The 26,595-nt window shown below is 65.2% G+C and carries 27 protein-coding genes; 15 read left to right on the top strand and 12 right to left on the bottom strand.

All coding sequences use genetic code 11. From position 1 onward, the window contains the following. Nucleotides 1-65: 65 nt before the first annotated feature. A complete protein-coding gene (locus N2K99_RS04970; protein ID WP_227924343.1) occupies nt 66-1,472 on the bottom strand; it encodes an NAD(P)H-quinone dehydrogenase in 1,407 nt (468 codons plus the stop codon). 90 nt (nt 1,473-1,562) lie between these two features. On the opposite strand from N2K99_RS04970, the gene N2K99_RS04965 reads away from it, so the two are divergent. The 3 genes from N2K99_RS04965 to N2K99_RS04955 are packed head-to-tail and all read left to right on the top strand — an operon-like array spanning nt 1,563 to nt 4,778. After that, on the top strand, nt 1,563-2,363 hold the full coding sequence (locus tag N2K99_RS04965) for a purine-nucleoside phosphorylase (RefSeq protein ID WP_227924342.1): 801 nt from the start codon (nt 1,563-1,565) through the stop codon (nt 2,361-2,363). Nucleotides 2,364-2,411: 48 nt separating this feature from the next. Next, a complete protein-coding gene (locus N2K99_RS04960) occupies nt 2,412-4,202 on the top strand; it encodes a phospho-sugar mutase (RefSeq protein WP_227934052.1) in 1,791 nt (596 codons plus the stop codon). An 18-nt stretch (nt 4,203-4,220) separates the two neighbouring features. Continuing rightward, nucleotides 4,221-4,778: a dihydrofolate reductase family protein gene (locus tag N2K99_RS04955; protein WP_227934051.1), complete on the top strand. Its 558-nt coding sequence runs from the start codon at nt 4,221-4,223 to the stop codon at nt 4,776-4,778. Nucleotides 4,779-4,799: 21 nt separating this feature from the next. On the opposite strand, the gene N2K99_RS04950 is transcribed toward N2K99_RS04955, so the two are convergent. The 3 genes from N2K99_RS04950 to N2K99_RS04940 all read right to left on the bottom strand — a co-directional run bounded on the left by N2K99_RS04950 (nt 4,800) and on the right by N2K99_RS04940 (nt 8,043). Then, entirely contained in the window at nt 4,800-6,383 is a 1,584-nt protein-coding gene (locus N2K99_RS04950) for an EAL domain-containing protein (protein ID WP_227934050.1), read from the bottom strand. Next, entirely contained in the window at nt 6,380-6,841 is a 462-nt protein-coding gene (locus N2K99_RS04945) for an STAS/SEC14 domain-containing protein (RefSeq protein ID WP_227924338.1), read from the bottom strand. Before N2K99_RS04945 ends, N2K99_RS04950 begins: the two co-directional genes overlap by 4 nt. 122 nt (nt 6,842-6,963) lie before the next feature. After that, entirely contained in the window at nt 6,964-8,043 is a 1,080-nt protein-coding gene (locus N2K99_RS04940; RefSeq protein WP_227934049.1) for a hypothetical protein, read from the bottom strand. Between the two features lie 156 nt (nt 8,044-8,199). Between N2K99_RS04940 and N2K99_RS04935 the strand changes: the two genes are divergently transcribed. The 4 genes from N2K99_RS04935 to N2K99_RS04920 all read left to right on the top strand — a co-directional run bounded on the left by N2K99_RS04935 (nt 8,200) and on the right by N2K99_RS04920 (nt 9,736). Beyond that, nucleotides 8,200-8,343 carry a hypothetical protein gene (locus tag N2K99_RS04935; RefSeq protein ID WP_227924336.1) on the top strand — a complete coding sequence of 48 codons (144 nt, stop codon included), beginning with the start codon at nt 8,200-8,202 and terminating at the stop codon, nt 8,341-8,343. A gap of 156 nt (nt 8,344-8,499) precedes the next feature. Next, nucleotides 8,500-9,174: a deoxyribose-phosphate aldolase gene (gene deoC / locus N2K99_RS04930; RefSeq protein ID WP_227924335.1), complete on the top strand. Its 675-nt coding sequence runs from the start codon at nt 8,500-8,502 to the stop codon at nt 9,172-9,174. A gap of 39 nt (nt 9,175-9,213) precedes the next feature. Further along, on the top strand, nt 9,214-9,465 hold the full coding sequence (locus N2K99_RS04925) for a hypothetical protein (RefSeq protein WP_146363517.1): 252 nt from the start codon (nt 9,214-9,216) through the stop codon (nt 9,463-9,465). A 133-nt stretch (nt 9,466-9,598) separates the two neighbouring features. Next, on the top strand, nt 9,599-9,736 hold the full coding sequence (locus N2K99_RS04920; protein WP_227924334.1) for a hypothetical protein: 138 nt from the start codon (nt 9,599-9,601) through the stop codon (nt 9,734-9,736). Between the two features lie 8 nt (nt 9,737-9,744). On the opposite strand, the gene mfd is transcribed toward N2K99_RS04920, so the two are convergent. Together mfd and N2K99_RS04910 are read right to left on the bottom strand one after the other, a co-directional pair. Then, nucleotides 9,745-13,344, bottom strand: coding sequence for a transcription-repair coupling factor (gene mfd, locus N2K99_RS04915; protein ID WP_227934048.1), 3,600 nt, complete (start codon nt 13,342-13,344; stop codon nt 9,745-9,747). Between the two features lie 209 nt (nt 13,345-13,553). Next, the gene (locus tag N2K99_RS04910) at nt 13,554-15,179 is read right to left on the bottom strand and encodes a M28 family metallopeptidase (RefSeq protein ID WP_227934047.1); all 1,626 of its coding nucleotides are present in this window, start codon (nt 15,177-15,179) and stop codon (nt 13,554-13,556) included. Between the two features lie 294 nt (nt 15,180-15,473). Between N2K99_RS04910 and N2K99_RS04905 the strand changes: the two genes are divergently transcribed. The 4 genes from N2K99_RS04905 to nhaA all read left to right on the top strand — a co-directional run bounded on the left by N2K99_RS04905 (nt 15,474) and on the right by nhaA (nt 18,525). Next, nucleotides 15,474-16,136 (top strand): hypothetical protein, encoded by a 663-nt coding sequence (locus tag N2K99_RS04905; protein ID WP_227934046.1) that lies wholly within the window; start codon nt 15,474-15,476, stop codon nt 16,134-16,136. Nucleotides 16,137-16,263: 127 nt separating this feature from the next. Next, complete coding sequence (locus N2K99_RS04900; RefSeq protein ID WP_227924330.1) at nt 16,264-16,767, top strand: DUF2505 domain-containing protein; 504 nt, start codon at nt 16,264-16,266, stop codon at nt 16,765-16,767. Nucleotides 16,768-16,770: 3 nt separating this feature from the next. Next, nucleotides 16,771-16,992, top strand: a complete 222-nt coding sequence (locus N2K99_RS04895; protein WP_227924329.1) for an SCO4848 family membrane protein — start codon at nt 16,771-16,773, stop codon at nt 16,990-16,992. A gap of 168 nt (nt 16,993-17,160) precedes the next feature. Then, complete coding sequence (gene nhaA / locus N2K99_RS04890; protein WP_227924328.1) at nt 17,161-18,525, top strand: Na+/H+ antiporter NhaA; 1,365 nt, start codon at nt 17,161-17,163, stop codon at nt 18,523-18,525. Here nhaA and N2K99_RS04885 read toward each other — a convergent pair. The 5 genes from N2K99_RS04885 to N2K99_RS04865 form a co-directional block, all read right to left on the bottom strand. After that, the gene (locus N2K99_RS04885) at nt 18,522-19,118 is read right to left on the bottom strand and encodes a hypothetical protein (RefSeq protein WP_227934045.1); all 597 of its coding nucleotides are present in this window, start codon (nt 19,116-19,118) and stop codon (nt 18,522-18,524) included. The genes nhaA and N2K99_RS04885 overlap by 4 nt on opposite strands. Beyond that, a complete protein-coding gene (locus N2K99_RS04880; RefSeq protein ID WP_227934044.1) occupies nt 19,115-20,068 on the bottom strand; it encodes a hypothetical protein in 954 nt (317 codons plus the stop codon). Before N2K99_RS04880 ends, N2K99_RS04885 begins: the two co-directional genes overlap by 4 nt. Next, nucleotides 20,068-20,811: a signal peptidase I gene (locus tag N2K99_RS04875; RefSeq protein WP_227934043.1), complete on the bottom strand. Its 744-nt coding sequence runs from the start codon at nt 20,809-20,811 to the stop codon at nt 20,068-20,070. Before N2K99_RS04875 ends, N2K99_RS04880 begins: the two co-directional genes overlap by 1 nt. 17 nt (nt 20,812-20,828) lie before the next feature. Beyond that, nucleotides 20,829-21,380, bottom strand: a complete 552-nt coding sequence (locus N2K99_RS04870) for a hypothetical protein (protein WP_227924324.1) — start codon at nt 21,378-21,380, stop codon at nt 20,829-20,831. An 85-nt stretch (nt 21,381-21,465) separates the two neighbouring features. Further along, a complete protein-coding gene (locus tag N2K99_RS04865) occupies nt 21,466-21,978 on the bottom strand; it encodes an alternate-type signal peptide domain-containing protein (RefSeq protein WP_227924382.1) in 513 nt (170 codons plus the stop codon). A gap of 221 nt (nt 21,979-22,199) precedes the next feature. Between N2K99_RS04865 and N2K99_RS04860 the strand changes: the two genes are divergently transcribed. The 4 genes from N2K99_RS04860 (at nt 22,200) to N2K99_RS04845 (ending at nt 25,650) form a co-directional block, all read left to right on the top strand. Next, nucleotides 22,200-22,778 carry a low molecular weight phosphatase family protein gene (locus N2K99_RS04860; protein WP_227934042.1) on the top strand — a complete coding sequence of 193 codons (579 nt, stop codon included), beginning with the start codon at nt 22,200-22,202 and terminating at the stop codon, nt 22,776-22,778. Beyond that, on the top strand, nt 22,775-23,209 hold the full coding sequence (locus tag N2K99_RS04855; protein ID WP_227934041.1) for a VanZ family protein: 435 nt from the start codon (nt 22,775-22,777) through the stop codon (nt 23,207-23,209). The genes N2K99_RS04860 and N2K99_RS04855 overlap by 4 nt, the downstream gene beginning before the upstream one ends. A 267-nt stretch (nt 23,210-23,476) precedes the next feature. Then, nucleotides 23,477-23,851 carry an Hpt domain-containing protein gene (locus tag N2K99_RS04850; RefSeq protein ID WP_227924321.1) on the top strand — a complete coding sequence of 125 codons (375 nt, stop codon included), beginning with the start codon at nt 23,477-23,479 and terminating at the stop codon, nt 23,849-23,851. 110 nt (nt 23,852-23,961) lie between these two features. Then, nucleotides 23,962-25,650 (top strand): cell wall metabolism sensor histidine kinase WalK, encoded by a 1,689-nt coding sequence (locus N2K99_RS04845; protein WP_227934040.1) that lies wholly within the window; start codon nt 23,962-23,964, stop codon nt 25,648-25,650. Nucleotides 25,651-25,768: 118 nt separating this feature from the next. Here N2K99_RS04845 and N2K99_RS04840 read toward each other — a convergent pair whose 3' ends face one another. Next, nucleotides 25,769-26,581 (bottom strand): response regulator transcription factor, encoded by an 813-nt coding sequence (locus N2K99_RS04840; RefSeq protein ID WP_227924319.1) that lies wholly within the window; start codon nt 26,579-26,581, stop codon nt 25,769-25,771. Between the last annotated feature and the right edge of the window lie 14 nt (nt 26,582-26,595).

The following is a 26,595-nucleotide window of genomic DNA, read 5'->3' as shown; positions in this document are numbered from 1 at the left end:
GGCACAAAAAATCCCGCGCCCGCAAACGGATATACCGTTGCGGACGCGGGAAGAAGAGTAGTCGGCTACATGTGCACGTGCAGGCGCCGGGCGGCTTCAGAAATGGAACCGGTGAGCGACGGGTAGACGGCAAAAGTATTGGCCAGATCATCCACGTGCAGCTTGTGGGTGACGGCAATGGCGATGGGGAAAATCAGCTCCGATGCGCGCGGACCCACCACGACGCCGCCGATCACGGTGCCCGAGCCCTTGCGGGAAATGATCTTCACGAAGCCTTCCTTGACGTCCATCATCTTGGCCCGGGCGTTGGTGTGCAGGGACAGCTTGATGACGTCGCCCTGGTACCGGCCCTCTGCAACATCGGCCTCGGAAACGCCCACGGAGGCGATTTCCGGGGAGGTGAAGATGTTCGAGGCCACGGTCTTGAGCTTCAGTGGCTTCACGCCGTCGCCCATGAGGTGTGCCACGGCGATGCGGCCCTGCATGGCCGCCACGGAGGCCAGGTTGAAAACGCCGGTGCAGTCGCCCGCGGCGTAGACGTTGCTGGCCGTGGTGCGGGAGACGCCGTCAACCCGGATCTGGCCGCGCTCGTCCAGCTGCACGCCTGCTTCTTCCAAACCGATGCCCGCGGTGTTCGGGATGGCGCCCACGGCTACGAGGCAGTGACTGCCTTCAACAGTCCGTCCGTCCGAAAGCGTAACCAGCACGCCGTCGCCCGTATTCTTCACGGAATCGGCGCGGGACCGGCTGAGCACGGTCATGCCGCGGGCCTGGAAAACGTCTTCCAGCACGACGGCGGCATCTGCGTCCTCGCCGGGCAGCACGCGGTCGCGGCTGGAGATCAGCGTGACCTTGGTGCCGAGCCCGTTGTAGGCGGAGGCGAATTCCGCGCCCGTGACGCCGGAACCGATGACGATCAGGTGCTCGGGAACCTCGGTGAGGTTGTAGATCTGCTTCCAGGTGAAGATCCGCTCACCGTCGGGAACGGAGGTCTCCAGCTCGCGGGGGTTCGCGCCGGTGGCAATCAGCAAGGCTTCGGCCTTGACCGTTTCCACAGTGCCGTCGTCGGCGGTGACTTCAATGGTGGTGTTGTCCAGCAGGCGGCCTTCGCCGATCTTCACCTTCACGCCCACCCGTTCCAGGGTGCTGCGGATGTCATTGGACTGTTCCTTGGCCAGGGCCAGCAGGCGATGATTGACCACCTTCAGGTCTGCGTAGACCGGCGAGGCCACGTCCCCGAATTCCACGCCGAGGTTCCGGGCCGCAGTCAGCCGGGTCATCACGTCGGCGGTGGCAATGAGGGTCTTGGACGGAACGACGTCGGTAAGCACGGCTGAACCGCCCAGTCCCTGCCGCTCGACGATGGTTACGTCCGCTCCGAGGGATGCCGCCACGAGGGCAGCCTCGTAGCCGCCGGGGCCGCCTCCGAGAATCGCAAGTTTCCGGGCAGTAAAATCTAGTTGGGTGGTCACAAGGCTCTATTCTGTCCCATCGAGTGACGGCGCTCAAACGGCGGTGCAGGCGCGGACATCGGCAGGCCGGCAAGGCTGTAAGTTTGTTAAGTGACTAACGACCCATTTGAACTTGCCCAGCAGGCCGCCGACTACATTGCAGAGCACACCGGCGTGCCATCCCACGACATTGCACTGGTTCTCGGAAGCGGCTGGGGTGAAGCCGCCGAACTGATCGGCGAGACCACCGCTACGCTCTCCGCCTCCGATATCCCGGGCTTCTCGGCCCCCTCCGTGCAGGGGCACGTGGGCACCATCCGCTCCGTCCTCACCACCGACGGCAAGCGTGCCTTGGTCCTGGGCGCACGCACCCACTACTACGAGGGCAAGGGCGTACGCGCCGTCGTGCACGGCGTCCGCACCGCAGCCGCCGCCGGCGCCAAGGTCATGGTCCTCACCAACGGCTGCGGCGGGCTGAATCCCGATTGGCAGCCGGGCACCCCGGTGCTGATCAGCGACCACCTCAACCTCACCGCCACGTCCCCGCTCGAAGGCGCGACGTTCGTTGACCTGACAGACCTGTACTCGTCGCGGCTGCGCGACGTGGCACGCAGCGTGGACCCGACCCTGGATGAAGGCGTTTACGCCCAGTTCACCGGCCCGCACTACGAAACGCCGGCCGAGGTCCGCTACGCCAAGACCATCGGCGCCGACCTGGTCGGCATGTCCACGGCGCTCGAAGCCATTGCCGCCCGGCACGCCGGCATGGAGGTCTTCGGCATCTCCCTGGTCACCAACCTGGCAGCCGGCATCAGCCCGGTGGCACTGAGCCACGGCGAGGTCCTGGAAGCGGGACAGGCCGCCGGACCGCGCATCTCCAAGCTGCTCGCCGAGATCATCAACAAGATCTAGCAGCTTTCCGCCGCACAGCTACCCGCACCAGCAACAGTAGGTATCCACATGACTCTGATCCCCGCCGACCTCGAAGAACTCACCGCCGCCGCGCATGCGTGGGCGGACAGTGACCCTGACCCGGACACCGCCCGTGAGCTCCGCGCCCTCCTCCGCATCCTCGCGGACACGGACGGTGCGGACACGGACGCCCCCGGTGCGGACGCCGCTGCGGACGCCGCTGCGGCGGAACTGGCGGACCGGTTTGCCGGCACGCTCGAGTTCGGAACCGCTGGGCTGCGTGCGGAGCTGGGCGCCGGTTCAAACCGGATGAACCGCGTAGTAGTGCGGCGCACCGCTGCCGGCATCGCTTCCTTCCTGCAGGACACAGCCGGCGACAACTGGACTCCCAGCGCCGTGATCGGCTACGACGCCCGGCACAAGTCGAAGGACTTCGCGCTGGAAACGGCTGCCGTTTTCGGCGCCGCCGGCATCGAAACGTTCCTGCTGCCCTGCACGCTTCCGACGCCGCTGCTCGCCTACGCGGTCCGCGCCCTGGACACGGACGCGGGTGTGATGGTCACTGCCAGCCACAACCCTGCCGCCGACAACGGCTACAAGGTCTACCTGGGCGGCCGCACGGTCAAGGGCCCCGGCCGCGGTGCACAGATTGTCACGCCGTACGACGCCGAGATTGCCGCACGGATCGACTACACCGTTCCGCTGGACTCCATTGAGCTGGCACCGGACGGCTACACGGAGGTTTCTGAGTCACTGATCGCTGACTACATCGGCGCCGTCGACGACCTGGCGCACCGCGAAGGCTACCCGGCACGGGACCTGGACATCGTCCTCACGCCCATGCACGGCGTCGGCGGCGAAACCATGTCCGCCGTGCTTCGCGGCGCCGGATTCACCTCGGTGACCCTGGTTCCGGAGCAGGCACTGCCGGACCCGGACTTCCCCACCGTCGCCTTCCCGAACCCGGAGGAACCCGGAGCGCTGGACCTGGCCCTGAAGCTTGCCGCCGAACGGAACGCGGACCTAGTCCTTGCCAATGATCCCGACGCCGACCGCGCCGCCGTCGCCGCCAAGGACCCTGCCACGGGCGAATGGCGCATGCTGCGCGGGGACGAAGTGGGTGCCCTGCTGGGCCGCCACATTGCCCGGCGGATCGCTGCCGGACGCTGGAAGGTGCGGGGTGAGAAAGCCCGCTCCGGCGTTGTCTTCGCCAACTCGATCGTTTCCTCCCGCCTCCTGGCCCGCATTGCGGACGCTGCAGGTTTTGAGCACCAGGAAACCCTGACCGGCTTCAAGTGGATCTCCCGGGTGCCGAAGCTGACCTACGGATACGAAGAAGCCCTGGGCTACTGCGTGGCTCCGGGACTGGTCCGGGACAAGGACGGCATCTCCGCCGGAGTGCTGCTGGCCGAGCTGGCAGCGGCCCTGAAGGCGAAGGGCCGGACCCTCTTTGACGAACTCGACGAGCTGGCCCTGGAGCACGGCCTGCACCAGAGTGACCAGCTCTCCGTCCGAGTGGAGAACCTGGGCCTGCTGACCGAAATGATGCAGCGGCTGCGCGAGCACCCGCCGGTCTCCTTCGCCGGCTCCCCGGTGGAAACCGCCGTCGACCTTTCCGAGGGCGCCAACGGGCTGCCGCCCACCGACGGGCTGCGGTACATTACCCGTGACAACACCCGGGTCATCATCCGCCCCAGCGGAACCGAGCCCAAGCTCAAGTGCTATCTCGAGGTAATTGAGCCTGTTGGTTCAGCGGCTGATCTGCCGGCTGCGCGTTCCAACGCACGTGCAACCCTGGACGCAGTGCTGGCAGACGTTCGGAAGGCCCTGGGACTCTAACCTAGGCGGGAGGCCGGCATGGGACGGCTGATCTACACCAGCATCACGTCACTCGACGGGTACATAGCGGACGAGTCCGGGTCCTTTGACTGGAGCATGCCCGATGAAGAGGTCCACTCCTTCGTCAACGGGTTGGAGAGCGACGTACGCACGCACCTGTTGGGCCGTCGGCTGTATGAGGTGATGGCTGCCTGGGACGCCGTGCCCGCCGAGGACGAGCCGCCCGCCATCCACGAGTACGCGCGGATCTGGCAGGCGGCGGACAAGGTGGTTTTCTCCCGGACCCTCGCCGACCTCTCCGCGCCGCGCACGCGGCTGGAACGGGAGTTCGATCCTGCTGCCGTGCGGGCACTCGTAGAGGCGTCCGACGGCGACGTGTCCGTGGGCGGAGCGGACCTCGCCGGCCAGGCGCTGCAGGCGGGGTTGGTTGACGAGCTGCAGCAGCTGCTCTCCCCCGTGATTGTCGGTGGCGGGAAGCCGTTCCTACCGGACGGTCTGCGGCTGGCCCTGGAGCTGCTGGAGGAGAAACGATTCGCCAACGGCGTCGTGTTCCTGCGGTACCGGGTCCGGAACTGAGCTTCCCTCCCCGGCGTCCGGTTACGCGAGCAGTTCCGTAGCCAGCGGCAGGCGGCTGCCGCTGGCCAGGAGCGTCCCCACCTGCCCGGCCGTGAGCGGCCGGCTGAAGTAGTAGCCCTGGCCGCTGCAGCAGCCCATGTCCTGCAGTAGTTCAGCCTGCTGCAGGGTCTCTATCCCTTCGAACACGGCTTCCATCCCGGCAGCCTGGATAAGCCGGTGGACCGCGTCCACGAACTGCAGCTGCCCTTCGTCGCGGCTGATTTCGGCAATCAGCGCGCGGTCCACCTTGACGGTGTCCACCGGCAGGCGCCGCAGGTAGCTGATGGATGAATACCCCGTGCCGAAATCGTCGATTTCCAGACGGACGCCCAGGGCCTTGATCGATCTCATGGAGTAAGTCTCCACGTCCCCGCTGCCCACGAAGGCGCTCTCGGTGATCTCAAGAGTGAGATCACCGGGTGCGGCGCCGGTTTCCCGCAGCTGCGCCCGGACAAAGTCCACCAGGTCCATGCTCTGCAGTTCGGACGGGGAGACGTTGACGCGGATATGGAAGCCATCCTGGTCCTGGCCCGCCTTACGCCACTCCGCTAGTTGCTCCAAGGCAGACCGCAGCACCCAGCGTCCTATCCCCAGAATGGCTCCGCTCTCCTCGGCCAGCGGAATGAAGATGTCCGGCATGACCAGTCCCTGCGTCGGATGCTCCCAGCGCAGCAGCACCTCCACACCCTGCATCTTGCCGGTGACCAGATCCACAACGGGCTGGTACGCCAACCGAAACTCGTTGCGTTCAACGGCGTTGCGCAGGTCGGAGGACATTTTGCGCCGCAGCTGGCGGGCGTAGAGCATCACCGGTTCAAATAGCCGCACCAGGCCCGGGCCGTCTTCCTTCGCTTCGTACATCGCCGTGTCGGCGCGGAGCAGCAGGTCCTTGGCGGATTGCCCAACCTCGGCAAGGTGCACGCCAATGCTGGCACGGGGCCAGACATCCAGTTCCTCCACCTTCATTTTGAACCCCAGTGCTTCCTGCACACGCTCGGCCGTCGCCCGGGCGGACATGCGGCTGACGTCGGGGAGCAGGACGGCGAATTCGTCCCCGCCGAGCCGGGAGACGGTGCTATCCCCCGGCACGCAGGCCAGCAATCGGGTCGCCACTTCCTGGAGTACCCGGTCACCGGCCTGGTGTCCAAAGCTGTCATTGATGTCTTTAAATCCATCCAGGTCAACCATCAAAACCGCCGGCGCGGCATCCCGAACTTGCTCGTCGTTCCAAACCGCCAACGCGTCCTCAGCTGCCTGCATCAAGGCAGTTCTGTTTCCAGCTCCGGTGAGCGGGTCGCTCAGGGCCATGTGCTGCATCTGGGCGTGGGCTTCCCGGAGCTCCTGGGTACGGTCCTGCACACGCTGCTCAAGGTCCCGGTAAATATCGTCCAGTTCTTCGGCCAGCAGATTAATGCCCGTGCTGACGGCATCAATCTGGTCGCGTGCGGGCGAAACGGGAATCCGCGATGTGAGGTTTCCCGCCGCGATACTGACAATGCCCTCGACTATCCTGTTCAGCCGGACAGCTTCGGCAGACGGGTTGGCAGGTCCAGAGTCAGGTGTCATACCGCAAATCGTTTCAGCCAGCCAAGCGCGTCAGGCTCGCTCGAGAAGTAGCGGGTGGGGCACGGCTGCACTTCGCCTCCCAACAGAAAATTAGCAATAACGCGGTCCACCGGCGAGACACCCATGACGGCAACCGCCGAGAGCGACCGTGCCGCACTGAAAACGTCGCGGGCGCTTCGGGAGACTGAATCCACCCCGGTCAGGACCAGGAGCAGAGGCAGGGTGCTGGCTCCCGCGAAGGCCCGGATCTTCTCTGCCGCCAGCAGGGCCATCGTCCCGGTGATCACTTCACCTGGCGGCAGGACCAGCACCAAATGGCCCTCATCGGCGAATTCGACCGAGATGTTCCCGGGGGAAATCCTTTCATCCCCGGTTACCGCGCCCTTGCCTTCCGGTGGGTTCTGCGGCCCGTCATGGGGGCGCGTCCCTGCGTACTGCAATCTATCGCTTCTAGCCATGCTTCCCCCAAGTCGCTGCGCAGGATCAAATGCAGCGGATTCCCTCGCCGATTTGGAACGGCTCGTCCGTGATTGCCGCCGGTAAGTCGAAAGACGGTGTTTGTATTGTGCGCCTTCGATTCTCAAATATCGAGTTTCTCGGCCTGACTTTTCGTTTCGTGTTCAGCTGTTTGGGCGATGGAGTCATTTCGGAGGATGGTCCTGATAATCTCCCGGGCCCTTTCCGCTTGGACCGGCGCCCCTAAACCGTCGAATAGCTGTTCACCTTCCCGCGCCGCGTCCAATGCCTCCCCAGCCCGCCCAAGGTCGAACAGGCATCTTGCCAAAACCATCAGCGCCTGCGCCCGGGTATAGGGGAACAGTTCTTCTGCCTTGGTGGCCACGTCCCGGAGCTTTTGTTCGGCTACCCCGTTATTTCCGGCCAAGTGTTCCCAGTGGGCGCGTGATAAAAGGATCTCCAGCCGGTCGGCCAGGTTGCCTTCGGAAACCGAAATGGCTACTTCCGCCCGTTCAATGCATTCGAGGGTCTCCGGCTGCACTACCCCTGCATCCATCCGCAGGTTTGCCGAAGCCTTATTAAACAGCGCCCATAGGTTGACGTCCCCCAACGGGGTCAGGGCCGTTGCTGCCTTCCGGTGGAACCGGAGCCCTTCCTCGATACGTCCGGACATAAACGCCGAATTTCCAATCGTCCAGTAGGCCATACCGCTAGCCCTTGCGCCTGCTTCAGGACCGACGAGGGAGTCCAGCACCATGGCTTCCTGCCACGCAGCCTCCACCTCCCCCTCTTCCGCCAGGGTTGCCACCATGGAATGTTGAAGAGCGGTACGCAATTCCTTGGAACGATCTGGAACGATACTTATCGCCTCTTCTGTCGCAACCAGCGCACGGTCGCTTGCCCCCTTGTTCCGCAAGGCTTCGGAGAGGATCACCCGGGCGCGGGCAGCGGTTTCCGGGTAGTCAACAATGACGGGATGAGCTGTCAACGCGTTTATTGTATGGATGCACTCATCCATCAGCCCCAGGTCGTATTGGTACCGGGCGATGCTGAGCGTCAACCGACAGTATCCCCAGGTATCACCGGCCTTAAGTGCAGCTTCACGCGCGAGCACCGAATATTCGACCGCTTTGCCGTAGTCACGACGCTGGCTAGCTTGTTGCGCCTTGTACTCGTTGGCTAAATACACCTGTTCATCTTCCAAGGATTCTGGTCCTTCCAGCGACAGAGGCCCGGTGCCATTCTGCAATAATTACTCAGAATTCACCAAAGATGGTCAATCGCATATCAATAAGAGCTTCAGCATAGCTATACTTCAGGTGTTTCACCCCACCACATCTTTTCTCTCAAGGAGCACGACATGAAAAAATTCGGTGCAGCTGCACTTCTGGCCGCCCTTATCTTCGGAGCGGGCGCCGTGGCCCAGAATTCCGACGCAGCTCCTGTAGCTGGAGCCAGCAAGAATGCTGTGCAGCTGTTTGGCAACTGGCCGGCCGTAGGATAATTGTTCTGACATAAGTGAATCGGCCGGGCTCCGCATTGCGGGACCCGGCCGATTTTCTTTCCATGCTTTCGCACCCCGCACCCCACGCCCCGCACCCTCTGCCGCCACCGTGATCTCAACCACGCGGCACCACTGCCCTATGGCAAGATAGATCCCATGTCTACACCCATTGCCTCGTATATTGATCACACGCTCCTCAAACCCGAGGCCAGCCGCGACGACATCCTCCGGGTCTGCTCCGAAGCCGCTGAGTACCAGTTCAAGTCCGTCTGCGTGAACCCGATCTGGGTCGGCACCGTCCGCAACGCACTGAAGGGCAGCGGAGTGCTCACCTGCTCGGTCATCGGCTTCCCGCTGGGAGCCACCACCACCGAGGTGAAGGTCTTTGAAGCCCAGGGCGCGCTTCAGGACGGCGCAGATGAGATTGACATGGTCATCGACATCGCCGCAGCCCGGCGCGGAGACCGCGCCGCCCTGGTCCGCGACATTGCAGCCGTAGCCGATGCCGTGCATGCTGCCGGCGGCATCCTCAAGGTCATCATCGAAACCTCCCTGCTCAACGATGAGCAGAAGGTCCTGGCCTGCGAAGCTTCCGTCGAAGCCGGAGCCGACTTCGTGAAGACCTCCACCGGTTTCAACGGCGGCGGAGCCACTGCCGAAGACGTTGCCCTGATGCGCCGGACGGTCGGTCCGGACCTCGGAGTCAAGGCTTCCGGCGGCGTCCGTTCGCTCGAAGATGCGCAGGCAATGATCGACGCCGGGGCCACGCGTATCGGAGCGAGCTCCGGAATCGCTATTGTTAATGGAAGCAAAGCCACGTCGGACTACTGACCGGCATAGCTACTGACACTTTTTGAAACGGAGAACTTCATGGTTGGAACACGGTCAAAGCAGCCTTCACACTCGGGCGAGGGCCATCTGGTCAGCAACATCCTCATCTTTGCCGTGATGTTCGCCATCTTCCTGGGCGCCATCTACGCGGTGAACTGGCTGACTCTGGACAACGTGTGGCCGATGGCCATTCTGCTGGTCGCCGCGACCGGCATGTACCTCGTTGCGTTCAGCATCGGCCGTTCCGACACCACCACGGAGTTGGCCAAGGGTTACTCGCACAACGAGTAGTCTTCCTGCGTAAACAGTGATGCACCCCAGTCCGCGGGCTGGGGTGCATCACTGTTTAACTGAGTATTCGCCGGGGGTAAGCAGGTGTGTCCTACTCTTAGCTGCCGTGCCCCGCCGTCCCTAGATTCGATTTATGACTACCACCATGACCCGCAGACAGTGGCGCCGCAACCGGGCCCTGCAGCAGCGCATCGTCCTCGTCGGTTACTCGGTACTGGCCTCCTGCGTAGTGGCCGCCGCCGCTGTCTTCGTCATTGCGGTGACGGGCTAGCCTCCGGCTCACTCCTTGAACACGGCGTCGAGCACCTGCTTGGCCCAGGCCAGGATTTCGGCGTCCACCAGATCCCTTCCGCCTATCCTGGCAGTCTTCGGCTTAGGTACCAGCACCGCGTTCAGCGCAGGCTTCACGAGCGCCCCGGGATACATACGCTGCAGCCGCATGGTCCGCGATTCGGGCAGGTCCGCCGGTGCGAACTTGATGAAGTTGCCCTGCAGCGCGACGTCGGTCAGCCCGGCGGCGCGTGCATCCACCCGGAAGCGGGCAACATCGATCAGGTTCTTCACTTCCTGCGGGGGCTCGCCGTAACGGTCCACCAGTTCGGCCAGCACTTCGTCGATCGCCTCATTGGTGAGCGCGGATGCCAGCTTGCGGTAGGCCTCCAGCCGCAGCCTCTCCCCCGGAACGTAGTCATGCGGGAGATGGGCGTTGACCGGCAGCTCGATCTTCATTTCGGCTGCCTTCTCCTCGGCCTCACCCCGGTAATCGGCCACGGCTTCGCCCACCAGCCGGATGTACAGGTCAAAGCCGACGCCGGCAATATGGCCGGACTGTTCCCCGCCCAGCAGGTTGCCGGCACCGCGGATCTCCAGGTCCTTCATGGCCAGCTGCATGCCCGCACCCAGCTCGTTGTGCGTGGCCACGGCCTTCAGCCGCTCCAGTGCCACCTCGCCCAGCGGCTTTTCCGACGGGTACAGGAAGTATGCGTAGGCCCGCTCCCGGCCGCGCCCTACCCGGCCGCGCAGCTGGTGCAGCTGGGAGAGGCCGAAGTGGTCCGCACGGTCCACGATCAGGGTGTTGGCATTGGAGATGTCCAGGCCCGTTTCGATGATCGTGGTGCACACCAGCACGTCGAAGCGCTTCTCCCAGAAATCCACAATGATCTGCTCGAGCTTGGACTCACTCATCTGGCCGTGCGCCACGGCGATCCGCGCCTCCGGCACCAGTTCCCGCAGATGCGCGGCCGTCCGGTCAATCGTGGACACCCGGTTGTGGACAAAGAAGACCTGGCCCTCGCGCATGAGCTCGCGGCGGATGGCGGCAGAGGCCTGCTTGTCCGTGTACGGGCCCACATAGGTGAGTACGGGGTGCCGTTCCTCCGGCGGGGTGGCCAGTGTGGAGGTCTCGCGGATGCCGGTCAGCGACATTTCCAGGGTGCGTGGAATCGGGGTGGCGCTCATGGCCAGCACGTCCACGTTGGTGCGCATCTTCTTCAGCGCTTCCTTGTGTTCGACGCCGAAGCGCTGCTCCTCATCCACGATCACCAGGCCCAGGTCCTTGAACTGCACTTCCTGTGACAACAGGCGGTGGGTGCCGATGACCACGTCCACTGCGCCGGTCTTGACGTCCTCGATAGTTCCCTTGGCCTGCTTGGCGGTCTGGAAGCGCGAGAGCGAATCCACCCGGACCGGGAAGCCGGAGAACCGCTCGGCAAAGGTCTCCATATGCTGCTGGGCCAGCAGCGTGGTGGGCACCAGCACGGCCACCTGCTTGCCGTCCTGCACGGCCTTGAACGCTGCACGGACCGCAATCTCGGTCTTGCCGTAACCCACGTCGCCGGAGACCAGGCGGTCCATGGGGATTTCGCGCTCCATGTCTGCCTTGACCTCGTTGATAGTGGTCAGCTGATCCGGGGTCTCGACATAGGGGAACGCTTCCTCAAGTTCACGCTGCCACGGGGTGTCCGGGCCGAAGGCGTGGCCCTTGGACGCCATCCGGGCGGAGTAGAGCCGGATCAGCTCTCCCGCGATCTCCTTGACGGCCTTGCGCGCCCGGCTCTTGGTCTTGGCCCAGTCGGATCCGCCCATCTTGGACAGGACAGGGGTTTCACCGCCCACGTACCGGGTGATCTGGTCCAGCTGGTCGGTGGGGACGAACAGCCGGTCCCCCGGCGCTCCGCGCTTGGAGGACGCGTATTCAAGCACCATGTACTCGCGCACTGTCTTGTTGGTGCCGGCACCGGTGGCACGCTGGATCAGTTCAATGAACTTGCCCACGCCGTGCTGCTCGTGCACCACGAAGTCGCCCTCCTGCAGCTGCAGCGGATCGACGGCGTTGCGCCGTTTGGAGGGCATCTTGCGCATGTCGCGGGTGGAGTAGGTACTGGCGCGGCCGAGCAGGTCCGCCTCGGTCAGCAGGCCGGTCTTGAGGGTGTCAAAGACATACCCGCGGCCGGCGCTGGCCGTGGTGATGGCGATGACGCCGGGGCGCGGTTCCTCGTCCACGGATTCCACCAGCGCTGCCGGAATGTCGTTCTCCCGGAACAGTTCGGCCAGGCGGGAGGCCGGGCCCGGTCCCTCCGTCACCACCACCACACGCCAGGCGTCCCGGACGCGGCCGCCGATGAACTCCATCATTTCCGCTACGTCGCCCCGGTAGCCGCGCGGTTCGCGGGCATTGATGGTCAGGGTGTCGATGTCCAGGACGGTTTCGTCGTCGGGGTTGAAGGACGTGATGGACCACCAGGCCACGTCATTGGCATGCGCGGCAGTGCGCGTATCGGTCAGGGAACGGAAGCTTGCAGCGTCCAGGTCCGAGGCCAGCCCGGCGGAAAGATCCAGGGGTGCCGCACCGCCGTCGGACGCCGTGGCCCAGGCCGCGGCCAGGAACTCCTCATTGGTGGCGGCCAGGTCGTGGGCGCGGGCCCGGACCTTTTCCGGTTCGATGACCACGGCAATGGATCCCCGGGGCAGCTCCCCCATCAGCGGGACCATGGAGTCCACCAGTACCGGAGCGAGGGATTCCATGCCTTCCACGGCAATACCGCCGGCGATCTTTTCCAGCATGTCCGAGGCGGCCGGCATCTGGTCCTTGAGCTTGGCGGCGCGGCTCATGACCGACGGCGTGATCAGGATTTCGCGGCACGGCGGGGCGTAGAGCTCCGAGGGGTGGGTGATGTGCTCCCCGGTAAGGGTCCGCTGGTCAGCGACCGCGAACCAGCGCATGGAATCCACTTCGTCGCCGAAGAAGTCGATGCGGATGGGGTGGTCCTCGGTGGGCGGGAAGACGTCCAGGATGCCGCCGCGAACGGCGAATTCGCCGCGGTGGGAGACCATATCCACCCGCGCATAGGCAGCTTCCGCCAGTGCCTGCACCACGGAGTCGAAGGGCTGTTCCTGGCCGACCTTCAGCGCCACCGGCTTGAGTTCGCCCAGTCCGGCCACCAGCGGCTGGAGCACGGCGCGCACCGGGGCAACCACAATCTGCACGGGGGCGGTTTCCGGGTGCGCCAGCCGGCGGAGCACCGACAGGCGCCGTCCGACGGTATCCGAGCGCGGGGACAGCCGCTCGTGCGGCAGGGTCTCCCAGCTGGGGAACTCTTCAATGCCGGCCAGGGGAAGATAGCTGCGCAGCGCGGCTGCCAGGTCCTCCGCCTCGCGTCCCGTCGCCGTCACGGCCAGCACCACCGGCGGAACGCCGTCACCGGTACCGGCCGAGGCCAGGCCGTCCACGACTTCGGCCAGCAGGGCGGCGCGCATGCCCTGCGGAGCCCCGATCTGCAGGTCTTCGCTGCGGCCTGCGGGCGGCCGGGAGGAAAGAGTCCGCACCCTTGCGTACGAGGGGTCCTCAGCGAGGGCGGCACGCAGTCCGTTCAGGCTCATGGGGTGTTTTCTCCTTCATGACGGCAACGCAAATACCCGAAGTCCACAAACGGAACCCCGGGGTTTTCTTCCACATTACCTGCTGCCGGGGCGCCGGTCCGGCGCTCGCGCTGAGAGCGGAAAACATAAGGAAGCGGGAGTCCGTTACACCGGACTCCCGCTCCCGTACCGGGTATCCGCCCGGGCGGTGACGCTGGATATTAAGCCTCCTACTTCCGCAGCAGGTGTCCGCGGTAGTCGTATTCGGCCGGGACGGACCGGGCACCCTGGCCGCCGCCGCGCAGCTCCTCCTCCGTGAGGGCAAAGGTGACCACGGCGTGGGCCACGGCGTCCGACATCTGGTCGAGAACAGTGCGGTTCACGTTGTTGATGTCGTCGCAATCGGCGTGGTAGCAGGCGTCGTACGGCTCACCCGCCACCCCGCCGAACAGTGCAGCTTCCTCCGGTGTCTTCAGGCCTTCGGCACCCGTGAACAACCCTCCCGCCGGAATGTTCCTTTCGATGAACCCGGCATAGTCGGAACGGCCGCTGAACTCGGTGGGTGCCGTGGTCAGGCCCTGGGAGGCGAAGTACTCCTCGAAGACCCCCTCAATGACGTCGGACCCGGCGGGCCCTGTCCGGCCGAAGGCGTCGCCGTCGCCGTCGTAGATAAACCGGGCGAAGTTCGGGGAACCCACCATGTCGAAGTTCAGGTTCAGCAGCGTTCCGGCCAGCCCGGCTTCGTCCAAGGTGGAGACGTAGTGCCGCGAGCCTACGAGCCCGTCTTCTTCCCCGCCCCAGAACGCGAACCGGACGCGGTTCTCCAATCCGCCCTTCGTCTTGGTTTTGGCGAGCTGGACGGCTGTTTCCAAGGTTGCTGCCGAACCGCTGCCGTTGTCATTGATGCCAGGCCCCTCCGGGACCGAGTCCAGGTGTGCTCCCACCACCACGGTACGGTCCGCGTCCCCGGTGGGGGTATCCGCGAGGATGTTGAAGGAGTTGATGGTGCGCACCCCGGATTCCACCGAGACCCGCACAACAACGCCCGGAGTGCCTGCCAGGGCCTCACCGAGGGCAAATGTTGTACCGACGGCGGGAATCGGGGAAAGCTCGGTGCCCAGCGTGCCGTTGAGCAGGCCCGTGCGGTCATCCCCCGCCACATTGGTGCCCTGGTTGAAGATGACCGCAGCGGATGCCCCGGCTGCTGCGGCGTTGTCCACCTTGATTTCGAAACTGCATGTGCCGCGCTGCATCAAGGCGACGTTCCCGGCGGGGAACCCGGCGAAATCCTCCGGCTCGCAGCCGCTGCTCGAGGCACGGTTGCCGCCGAGGTTGATGTCCACCGCTGTCAGTCCGGCTGTCACGTCTCCCGGGCCCGAGTAGCTCATGGTGCTGAATTCCGTTCCTGCCACGTACGCCTGCGCCGTGGGGGAAACCTGCTCGAAGGTCTCGCCGGACAGCTCGAACTGGTCGTAGGAGAAGGGCTGCCTCACCGGGTTGTAGCCGGCCCGGCGCAGCTGCTGCTCGATGTATCGGCCGGAGGCCTCGTATCCGGGAGTTCCCGACGCGCGGTTTTCGCCGTTGGCATCTGCGGCAGCCTGCAGGGCGTCCAGGTGCCGCAACACATTCTTGACGGTCACTTTCTTCCGCAGCATTTCGCTGGCATCCGGCTTGCCGCTCCCCTTGCCGGGAGACTCCTTGTCCGGGCCGCCCTTGCCGGGATTGCCCTTTCCGGCTGCAGCGTCACGGACGCTTTGCTGGCCGTCCGCTGCTCCGTTGCCGTTGTCCGCTGACGCTGCCGGCACTCCCGCTGCAGCCGTCAGGAAAACCGCCGCTGCGAGCGCCGTCGTACGCAAAGTCCTGTTCCTCTTCATCGTTCCCCTAGGTGTGTGTCCCCCGTGCGTGCGTGATGGTCCAGCACCGCGCCCGCAGGCGTTGGCACCGTGCCGCGCAACCTACCTCGGCTTCCCGCGCGGGGTAAGCGTAGGCGGGAAGCCGGCTACATGTGCGAGGAGATCCAGACCCGGCCCGCAGCACCGGTGGATCTGGTTTTTCGTGGGGTCGCCTGCCACGCTGGAAAAGCACGGGTTACCCGGAGACGGCAGTAATCCAGTCGCCGGCCTCGCCTTTCGACAACGTAAGGACTGCCCATGGCACCAAAAGCGACCCTCCTGGCCACGGGATGTGCGGTATTCGCGCTGGCCTTCACCGGCTGCGCGGGCAACTCCGACGGAGACGGCGCCAACGATTCCGAAGGTTCCCCTTCCTCATCGTCTTCCAGCCCTTCGCCCTGCGGCACCAACTCCCCGAACGCCAGCGGAGAAAACTGCCAGGCAGCCGGCGTTCCCGGCCGCACTGCCAACCCCGATCGATGCGGAAAGTTCACTGCGTCCCCGACTCCGGGCGGGATCATCGAGGGAACGTTCGGCCCGTACTGCGACGACGCCGTCGCGACTACCTACAGCACCGCCTTGATCCCGGATGAGTCCGTAGCGATTGTCACCGTCGAGGAAAGCGCGGAGAACACCACCGTGCAGCTCCAGGCACAGAGCTTCGCCGCCGACACGACCTACAGCGCCCGGCTGCACGAGGATGATTGCGGAGCAGATCCAACGGACGCCGGCGCGGAGTACCAGAGCAGCCAGGGCGGCCTCACCCTGGACTTCACTACCGACACCGCCGGCAACGCCACCGCGAGCACCACGGTTCCGTGGACGCTGCCCGACGACGACGCCGAGTCGCTCCTCATCCTCGATGCGGGGCAGGGCGGTGCGGCGGGAAGCCCCGTGGGCTGCATCAATCTGGTGCCCTGACCCGGCCGGGAGCTCCCCGGCCCGGTTTCGGGGCAGCTGCGCGTGCGGTTTAGGATGAGGGTTGGCCGGCCGGCGGGCTGTACAAGCCCGCGGAATCCGGCATTACCGCTCACCTTACGGAGGACCTATGGCCCTGAACGCATCAACTATCCTGCCCTACGACGTACGGACCGTGACGGACACGTTCGCTGACGAGGGTTTCCTGCGCAGCATGAGCGAGCACGTAGGCGGTTCCCTGGTTTCCGCTTCCGTGGACGGTGACACCGCCGGGGCATTTGTCCTCACCGCTGTGCGGACGATGCCCACGGACCGGTTGCCGGACATTGCGAAGAAGTTTGTTGGTGCCAACCTGACCGTGACCCAGAAAGAGCAGTGGGCCGCACCTGCCGCCGACGGATCCCGCGAAGCCGCCGTGGAGCTCTCCGTGGGCGGGGTCCCGCTGAAGGTCAACGCCGTGCAGCGACTGATCAGCACCCCCGAGGGCACCCGCGTCGATGTTGACGGCAACGTGGCCTCCAGCATTCCGTTCCTGGGCGACAAGATCGCCAAGGCCGCCGAACCGATGATCGGCAAGGCCCTCACGATCCAGGCAGGCCAGGCCGGCAAGTGGATTGAAAGCCGGAAGAGCTAGCCCATGGTCCTCTCCACTCCCCTCGCTCTGGTCCTGGTGATCGCAGGCCTCTGGTCCCTCATCGTCTGGCCGCCCTATCTGCGGGACGTCCTGAAGTCCCCGCAGGCGCGGGATACCAACGGTGCGCCGACCCGGTACATGACCACGAACCTCATGAAGATCAGCACGGCCATGGTCTTCGGACTGGCAACCCTCGTGATCGGTATCCGCGGCCTGATCGGCTGACTTTCCCTGATGACGCACGCCCCGGCAGGTTTCCTGCCGGGGCGTTTTGCTGCCTGCTTCGCCCCTCATCACACGCTGCCTGACTGATGCAGTTAGACTGGTACACGGTGCGCCGGGAAGTCTGGTCGGCAATAACTTTGCCGTACCCGAATTTGATAGGAACCTTTCATGGCCTCTGAGCCCTCCTCCCCCAAGCCCAACGGTTCGCACACCGTCCTCGGCAGGCGCAGCTACGGAGAGACCCTTCGCATCAGCGAGATTCTCCGCAAGGAAACCGTGGGCGGCATTTTGCTGCTGATCGCTACCGTCGCGGCCCTGATCTGGGCCAACTCTCCGGCTGCAGACACTTACTTTGCCGTGCGTGACTTTGAATTCGGTTACGAGCCGTGGCACCTCAAGCTGAGCATCGGCACCTGGGCAGCCGACGGGCTGCTGGCCATCTTCTTCTTCCTGGTCGGCCTCGAGCTGAAGAAGGAATTCATTGCCGGGGACCTGAGGGACCTGAAACAGGCGATCGTACCCATCGCGGCAGCGGTGGGCGGCGTAATTGTCCCCGCCCTGGTCTACGTAGCCGTCAACCTGATATCCGGTTCGGACGGCCTGCGGGGCTGGGCCATCCCCACCGCCACCGATATTGCCTTCGCCCTGGCAGTGCTGGCGGTTATCAGTTCGCACCTGCCCAGCGCGCTGCGCATCTTCCTCCTGACCCTCGCCGTGGTGGATGACCTCATCGCCATCGCCATCATTGCCTTCTTCTACTCCGAAGACGTGCACCTTAGCTACCTGCTGTGGATGCTGCTGCCGCTCGCCGCATTCACACTGCTGGTCCAGCGCGTCCCGCGCTTCTTCGGCACCCGGGGCTGGCCCGCCTGGGTGATCCTGCTGCCCTTGGGTGTCGCCACCTGGGCGCTGATGCACGCCTCCGGCGTCCACGCCACCGTGGCCGGGGTGCTGCTGGGCTTTGCTGTTCCGGTGCTGCGCCGCGGTCCGGACCGGCAGAAACTGCCCGCCGATCCGAAGGCCCCCGGCCTCTCGGAAATCTTTGAGCACCGCTTCCGGCCTGTTTCCACGGGCTTTGCCGTTCCGATCTTCGCCTTCTTTTCCGCCGGCGTGGCATTGGGCGGCTGGAGCGGCGTCGGTGCTGCGGTTACGGACCCCGTAGCGATCGGAATTATCCTGGGCCTCGTGGCCGGTAAGCCCATCGGCATCCTGCTCACCACCTGGGCAGTCACCGCGGGCACGCGGGCAAAGCTGGACCCGGATGTGCGCTGGATCGATCTGGCAGGCATCGGCATTCTGGGCGGGATCGGCTTCACCGTCTCCCTGCTGGTCAATGACCTGAGCTTCGAGGTCGGCTCGCTGCACAACGACGACGCCAAGGTCGGCATCCTCGTGGCCTCCGTGCTGGCTGCCCTGCTGGCTTCAGCCCTGCTGACTGCCCGGAACCGGCGCTACCGGCTCATCGAGGCCGAAGACCGGCGCGACGACAACCAGGACGGCATTCCGGACGTGTACGAGGACCGGGAGAACTAGCGCGAGCAGGGGTAGCCCAGCAGTCCCGGTGGTGCGTAATAGAACATCTGGAGCGTGGACGCCTGGGAAGGGGCCAGGATATCGCCCTCGCTGATGGGCGTCACTGACGGGACATCCTTTTTGACCGTGGCGGTCCGCAGCGTGACTGCCAGGGGCACCTTGTCATAGGGGGTCCTGCCCAGCGCGTCGCTCAGACCGCTGAGGTATACGGGCTTGACCGTAGTAGTGCTGCGCGGAACCGCGTAGGTCTTGGTGCGCCCATTGACGGCGAAGGACAGCACATAGACCACGTCAGGGTCCACGTCCGTTACGGCGGGCCAGCTGATCTCATTGGCCAAAGCCCGAGTGGTGCAAACGGGCGGGGCGGGAGTTTGCACCTTTGCGGTCGGGAGCCCGGTGATTGTCACTGCGGTCGACTGGCTCCAGTACGCATACGCGGCGGGGCCGCCCAGGCCCAGAACAACCGTGAGCACAAAAACCACCGCAGCGGTCCGGATACCCGGCTGGGCACGAAGCCGCCTAAACGGGCCCGGACGGGTCTCCGTCACGGTGTCGGTGCCCACCGCAGCCCCCTGCTGCGTATTCCTGCTCATCGGCTCCTGCTTCGTAGTCGGATTCCGGCGGCGGCGAAGAAAGCCACCGACAGTACTATCAGGAGCGTACCGGAGAGCGAGCGGATGATGGGTTCGACGGTGCTTTCGAATGACGCCGGCGAAGCCGCTTCCAGCCGTCCGGCTTCCACCGGCGGGACCTGGGTATTGAAGCCCGAGTCCTGTGCCTGTGCGGGGGCAGCCGGGAAAGCGGCCAGCGCCGCTGTGCCGTCGGTTGGCGCAGTGCCTTGATCCGTGCCTGGACCCGGCCGTGCCTGGATAGCCTGCTGGCCCGTGTTCCCGGTATTCCGGGTGTCCCCGGAGGTGTTGCCGGTTCCGGGGACTTCGGCGTTGGGTGTCCCCGGATCCGACGGCGGTGTGTTGCCGTTGTCGTCATTGTTCCCCAGCGCCTCGCAGGCGCTGGGTCCGGTGCCTGCACCGTCGGTGGACTGCAGGTAAAACACGACGTCGAAGCGGGCACTGCGGTTCATGGCCGCGTTGGGAGCTTCCGCGGCAAGGCCTGCCGTGAGCTGTACGAGGACGGCGTCGCCCGCGCCCAGTTCCCATCCCCGGTAAAGGTCGCTGCATACTCCGGCAGCGCCGAGGTAGGCCGGGACGCCGACTGCGGCACCGGCGGATCCGCTCACGCTGACCAGGCCCGCCAGCTCCGGGTCCATCGCGGCGCTGACGGCGCCGGCGGAGAGATAGGCTGCCTCTGCGCCGTCGTTCCGCACCCACACGCTGCCGTCCGTGGATGCTCCCGGGACCAGTTGAACCGCCTGGTTAAAGACTGGCTGGGTCAGTGTCGGACTAAAGCCGACGCCGTCGGGGCTGAAGCTGAGGTAGCTGCCGGATGCGGAAGCGGCAGGGATGCCGGCGAGGGTGATGGTCGCCGCGGCTCCGCCCACGGCACCGACTGTCAGCCAGTGCCTCACCGGTTTGGAAATCTGCATTAGACGGCTACGGGCTTCCGCCGGCTGCGGACATGCGGGTGGGCGCTGTCGTGGTTGCAGTGCTCGCACTCTTCCAGGACGGGATCCTCATGATCCAGCGGGTCCTGGGTGCGGAAGGCGAAGAACGGGTCCGCGCCGTCGTCGGTGGAACCATTATCCGGATCGTCATTGTCTGCCTGCGGGGTTTCCCCGTCACCGCGTTTTTTGGCCAACGCGCCGCGGACCATGGAGATGATCCCGTAGCCCATAAGTGCGACAGCACCCCATTGGAGTGCCGCGCCGCGGTCCGAGTTACCCAGGGCATTGGCGGCAAAACCTACAAACGGTACGGCGTAGAAAAGCTTGCCTCGGACCTGGACTTCGCGCACGGGTTCGGCGTCGGCAACGTCATTGTTGTCGCCCTTGGTGATCAGTGTGCGTTCGCCGTCCTGCGCGGTGCCCACGGACGTGATTCGGTGGGTGATGACGGCAGAGCTGCCGGACTCGATCTGGTAGGTGATCACGTCGCCCGCGCGCAGTTCCTCGAACGGGGTGGGCTTGACGACCAGGAAGGTGCCGGGGGCGTAGTGCGGGGCCATGGAGCTGGTGAGGACGCTGAACGTCTGCGAGCCGGTCACAAGGGGAATGACTACGAGGACCAGGGCAACGAGCGCCGTGGCGCACAGGGCGATGTAGCTCAGACCGGCTCCGATGAAGCGCAGCGGGCTGGCGGGCTTCTCTGCTGTCCTACGGCCACTCGACATGGTGTTCCTATCCATCACTAAGCTGCCGGCGCGAGCTGCGCCACGCTGAGGTTTACCGGGATGCTGATCGGCGTTCCGAGCTGGTTTGCCGGGGTGTTTTGCTTGACTTCAACCTTGAAGCAAATGGTCTGGGTGGTTCCGGTGGCCAGCACCGGAAGGACCGGGGTTCCGGCCTGGTAGGCCAGGTTGGCGGTGCAGATCGCCGATCCCTGGACAACCGCTGTGTGCAGGGTCAGGTTGCCGTTGAGCAGGCTGCCGGGTACCGGGAGCGAAACGGCGGGCTGCAGGACCAGCGGTGACTGCGCGGTGACGTTGGTGTTGTTGGTCACCCGGACTGCGGTGAATTTCGGTACTCCGCGGTGCAATCCGGCAACGTCCAACGACAGGGTCGGTGTCTGGGCCATGTTGGCTTCATTCACCAGGATGTTGAAATCGGCGGCCTGGACGGTGCCGGCGTTCTGCTGTGCGGCGGCGTTCCACAGGGCATAGCTTCCCTGGACCGTCATCAGTCCGAGTACCACAGCGGCCAGAATCAGGCCGGCTGCCTTCAGTACTCGGGAGCTCTTCACGGATTTTTTCCTCCAGGGGAACGGTTGTGCGCGGGACATGTGTTCCGCGCACAACCGGGGTTAGAACAAGGGGCTTACGGGAATGCTACTTGGCGACCTGGGTCAGGACGTAGTTCACGCGGGTGAGGTCCAGGCTGGCGTTGGTGTCCGTGCGGGCGCCGGTGTCCTTGTTGAAGACGAAGACGGCCTTGGCGGTGACCACTCCCGCCGTGTCGACGTCGTTGGCGGCGGTCAGGTTTGCCGCGTTCAGGGTCTTGCCGCCCTGGGTCAGGGTAGGTACCGGCTTGGCACTGCCCGTGAAGCCGTTGGTGACGTCCTCGTTGATAACCAGCGTCGCCTTCATCTGGTCACCGTCGAGCTGCAGGCTGACATCCTGGGTGAAGGTCAGCTCATCGCCCGGTACAACCTTGTACTTGGTGATGTCGATTTCGGTACCGGCCTTGTTGGTCCACTTACCCGCCGCGGCGGTCACGTCAAGGTCACCGGAGACGATGGTGCCGGCGTTCGCCTTCTCGGAATCGTTCCAGACGGCGAGCGTTCCGCCGCCGCCGAGCAGCATTGCCGAGCCGATACCGATTGCCAGTGCACCCTTAGCCATCTTGTTCACGCTGTTCCCCTTGTTCGAAAGTCTTTTGGCTCGGAAGGCTTTCCTCGCCGCTGGGTATTACTTTGCCGCCCTCCCCTCAAGAAACAACGCCACCCAAACACAGGGTTCATGCAACATTCCGGCAAAGCTCAAGCGCCACACAAGGTAGCCTCAACACCAGCACAACCGGCCGTATCCGGCCCGGGAACCAGCCCTATCCGAAGCCTGAGGACATGAGACCCACCGCTGCTCCGTTCCGAATCTTGACTGTCTGCACCGGCAACATCTGCCGCTCCCCGATGGCCGAGCGCCTGCTGCAGGCCGGACTGGACAGCGTTGCCCCCGGTGAATTCGAAGTCACCAGTGCAGGCACCGGTGCCCTGGTCGGATCCGGCATCGAGCCTCATGTGGCCGGTTTCGTGAACATTTTCGGCGGCGACTCCGCCGGCTTCGCCGCACGGCAGCTCTCTGCGGAGATTCTCGAGGGCCAGGACCTCGTGCTGGGCATGACCCGGGCCCACCGGAGCAAGATCGTGGAACTCGCCCCGGCGTTTCTGCGGCGCACCTTCACACTGCGCGAGCTGGCCCGCCTGCTCCCGCTGGTCGACGCGGACCCCGATGCCACTGCCGTCGACCGTTGGCAGGCCGCAACGGCCAAGGTGCTGCGGCTGCGCAGCGCCCATCCGGTGGGACCGCAGGAGGACGACGTAGTGGACCCGTACCGCCGCAGCGACGCCGTCTACCAGCAGATGGTCCGCGAGCTGAGTCCCGCGGTGGGCAACCTCCTCGCCTGGGAGCGCCGCTACCGATGAACGTGATCATTCCGGGGACACAACGACGACGCAGGCTGGCCGGCCTTTTCCTGCTCTATATAGTCGCCCTGGCTCTCATCACGTTCTGGCCTTCCCCGGTGGATGCCGGACCGGCCGGCACCCTGCGCGCAGTCCTGGCTGCCCTGAACAGCCGAGGCATGCCCGGATGGGTCAACTACACCCTCTTAGAGTCCGTCGCGAACGTGGTCCTGTTTGTTCCCTTCGGTGTCCTGGCCGCCGCCTGCCTCACCGAACGTTTCGCCTGGCTGGGCGCCGTCGTCGGCATGGCCGCCTCCTGCGCCATCGAAGCCGGGCAGCACGTGTTCCTGCCGGCCCGCTACGCCACCATCCACGACGTCATCGCCAATTCGCTGGGTGCGGCGCTCGGCACGTTGGTGGTCTATGCCTTCCGCAGCCGGAAGGGCGATTAGTCGACGGCCCGCAATATTGCCTCGATCTTGAGCGTTGCAGGCAACTTTTCCTGAGGTTGGGGTGAGACCGTAGGGCATCAGCCGGGAGTATTCGGCTGGCTTCCATCAGGCACCGAACCGCCCGACGGCGACCCCACACCGAAGGATATTTTGTTTGTCTCTCACTCCCCCGCAGCCCCCACCGGTCTGGCCACCGCGCCCGTCCGCCGCTGCACGAGTATTACCGCGGAATTGCAACGCCGCCCTGCCCTTCAGGAGCGCCAGCTGATGACGCCCCAGGAAGAACTCGAGGCGCGGCTGATCTCCCTGGACCGATTGCGGGAACTAAGCGACCAGGTTGGCGTGGAATCCTGCCGCCGGTTCGTCGCCAACTTCACATCGATGTGGGAGGGCCGGTTCACGCGCCTTCACCAAGCGGTGCAGGGCCGGGACTTCGACGCCGCCATGGATGTGGTCCTCAGCATCAAGATTTCCAGCCACATGGCCGGAGCCGAACGGCTCTCGGCCCTTGGCGCCGCAGCGCAGGACCTCGTAGCACGCCGTGATGTGCGGGGCCTCGAGGAGATGGTGACCGCCGTCCGCACCTGCGGCGCCGAAACCATGGCCTATCTGAACGAGTCGGACCTGTTTTCCGCCGCATAAGTGCCGCTCCTACCCATCCCGGCCGCCGTGCCGCGGAAGTGAGCGCGGTCACGCCTGCGACTTACCACCGGTATCGTTAGACCCTGTTGTGTTTTACGAGGGGGTCATGCATGTCGCGGTTGTCGCAGTCGACGCTGAAGTTTTTCGGCATTTCCTCCCAGTTCCACGAACTGCCGCTGCGGTACCGGACCGCCGTGAGCCAGGCACCGCTGGTGGTCGTTGTGGCCCTGATCTGCGCCATTGCCGCCTCGCAGCTGCCTGAGGTCTTCCACCGCCGGGAATTCGTGGCCGGCCTGGTCACGCTCGCCGTTGTCACCGCCGTGTGCATCGCCCTCCCCTGGAACCGGCTCTGGTATCCGTCCTACTGGATCATCCCGCTGCTCGACTTCGTGGCCATCGCCCAGCTGCAGCATGGCAGCGCCGGCATCCTTACCGGGCTGAGCCTCCTCCACGTTTTCCCCGTGTTCTGGATGTCCTGGTCCCGAGTCTCCCCGCCGGCCGCCCGGTACCTGAGCTTCCTCTGCCCCCTGCTGTCCGTATGGCACCCCTTCATCCTGGACGCGTCCGGTCCGGTCAGCGGCGCGGATCTCTCCGCTCCCCTGCTCGTTCCGCTGGTCAGCCTGGGTGTCGCGATCACCGTGTCCGTGCTGCGCGAAGACATCCGTTCCCAGCGCGAGACGCTGGAGAATAAGGACCGGCTGCTCGAGGCCGCGCTGGCGGAGAGCAAACGGCAATCCCAGCAGCTCGACGGGGTGCTGAACGCCATCAATGTCGGTGTCCTCCTGGTGGACGAGGACGGCGTGCCGCGGCATATGAACCGCCGCCAGCGGATGCTGCAGGAACGGGCGCTGCCGCCGGACACGGCACATCCGCATGAACGCGACCTGTTCCTCTACACAGTTGACCGCACTACTCCCGTGCCCTTCGAACAGCGTCCCGTTGCCCGTGCCCTGCGCGGCTCGGACTTCAACGACCTACAGCTGTGGCTGGGCCCGCCCGGCAGCCAGATGGCCATGAACGTCTCGGGGGCCGTGCTCCGCAATGACGCCGGCGGCTTCAACGGTGCGGTGATCGTTTTCTCCGACGTCACGGCCATGGTTGGTGCGTTGGCCGCGAAGGACGACTTCGTGGCCAGCGTCTCGCACGAACTGCGCACCCCGCTGACGTCGATCATGGGCTACCTGGACCTGGCCCTGGACGAGGCAGAAGAGACCGGGCTGCAGGGCACCATTCCCGGATCAATGCGGGTGGCCCTGCGCAACAGCGAGCGGCTGCTTCGCCTGGTGTCGGATCTGCTCACCGCGGCCTCGGGGACCGTTCAGCTGGAATCCCGGCCCATGTGCCTGGCGGAGATCATCCGCAACAGCCTCCGCACGGCGGAGACCAGGGCGCGGGAGGCCGGCGTCGATCTGGTCAACGATGCCCCGGCAGAGCTGCCGATGTTCGCGGATCCGCACCGTATCGCGCAGGTACTGGACAATCTGCTGTCCAACGCCGTCAAATACTCCCCCGACGGCGGCACGGTCACGGTCAGCGCGTGGCGCGAAGGGGACCGTGCTGTGTTCCGTGTATCCGATACGGGCATGGGTATGTCCGCGGACGACGTGGATGATGTCTTCGAGAAGTTCTTCCGAACCGGCACGGTTCGGCAGGCGGGTATCCCCGGCGTCGGGCTCGGCATGGCCATCAGCAAGGACATCGCCGAGGCGCACGGGGGCAGCATCCGGGTGGAGAGCACGCTGGGCCGCGGCACCAGCTTTACCGTCGAACTCCCTGCCGGCGTGCCGGCGCTCACTTAGCAGCGCAGCCGGTACTCACGCCGGCAAGGGAGCCGGTGGGGGGATCGAGGGCCGGGATCGAGGGCCGGGGGCTCGAAGGCCGGAGGCTCCACGGCCGGAGCCAGGCGGGTCAGGCGGGTCAGGCCTGCGGAGCCAGCCGGTAGCCGACGCCGCGTACGGTTTCGAGCCAGCGCGGCGCCTTAGAATCGTCCCCGAGTTTGCGGCGCAGGTTGCCGACGTGCACTTCCACGGTCCGCTCATCGGCGTCACTGATGAAGGATCCGGTGTCATACTCCTCGCCGCGCAGCCGCCGGACCAGGTCCGTTTTAGTCCGCACCAGGCGGCCACCCTCAAGGAGCGCCTGCAGCAGGTCGAACTCGGTACGGGTCAGCTCTACGCCCTTGCCGTTGATTTCGGTGGTGCGCGTCCCCGGGTTCAGGGTCAGGCCGTTGTGGGCAAGCGTCCCCGGGGCGGCTGCGGGAGCCGGAACCTGCACCGCTGCGGGGGTGGTTCCCTGGCTTCCGCCGAGGGATGAAAGGGCATCAGCGGAAACGGGCGTCTCGGCTTCGCCTGCAGACTCTCCGCGGGGGCGGCGGAGCATGGCTGAAATCCGGGCCCGCAGTTCCCGGGGCCGGAAGGGCTTGGTGATGTAGTCATCCGCGCCGGCTTCCAGCCCCATAAGGGTGTCAAGCTCCTCGGCGCGGGCGGTGAGCATCACGATGTAGGCATCGCTGAACTGCCGCAGCTGCCGGATCACCTCAAACCCGTCAATGTCCGGAAGGCCCAGGTCCAATGTGACCACGGTGGGATTATGCAGCCGCACTGCTTCAACACCTTCGGAGCCGTTCGGGGCAGTAAAGACGTTGAAACCTGATTGCTGCAGAACTGCGTTAAGAAGATCGCGGATATCTGCATCGTCCTCGATGATGACGGCTACGCGTTGAATTTCCATGTTTTATTTTTTCC

The sequence above is a fragment of the Arthrobacter sp. zg-Y1110 genome (genome assembly GCF_025244865.1).
Classification (GTDB): Bacteria; Actinomycetota; Actinomycetes; order Actinomycetales; family Micrococcaceae; genus Arthrobacter_B.
Note: the sequence above shows the minus strand (reverse complement) of the source record. Positions and strands in the feature narration are given on the sequence as shown.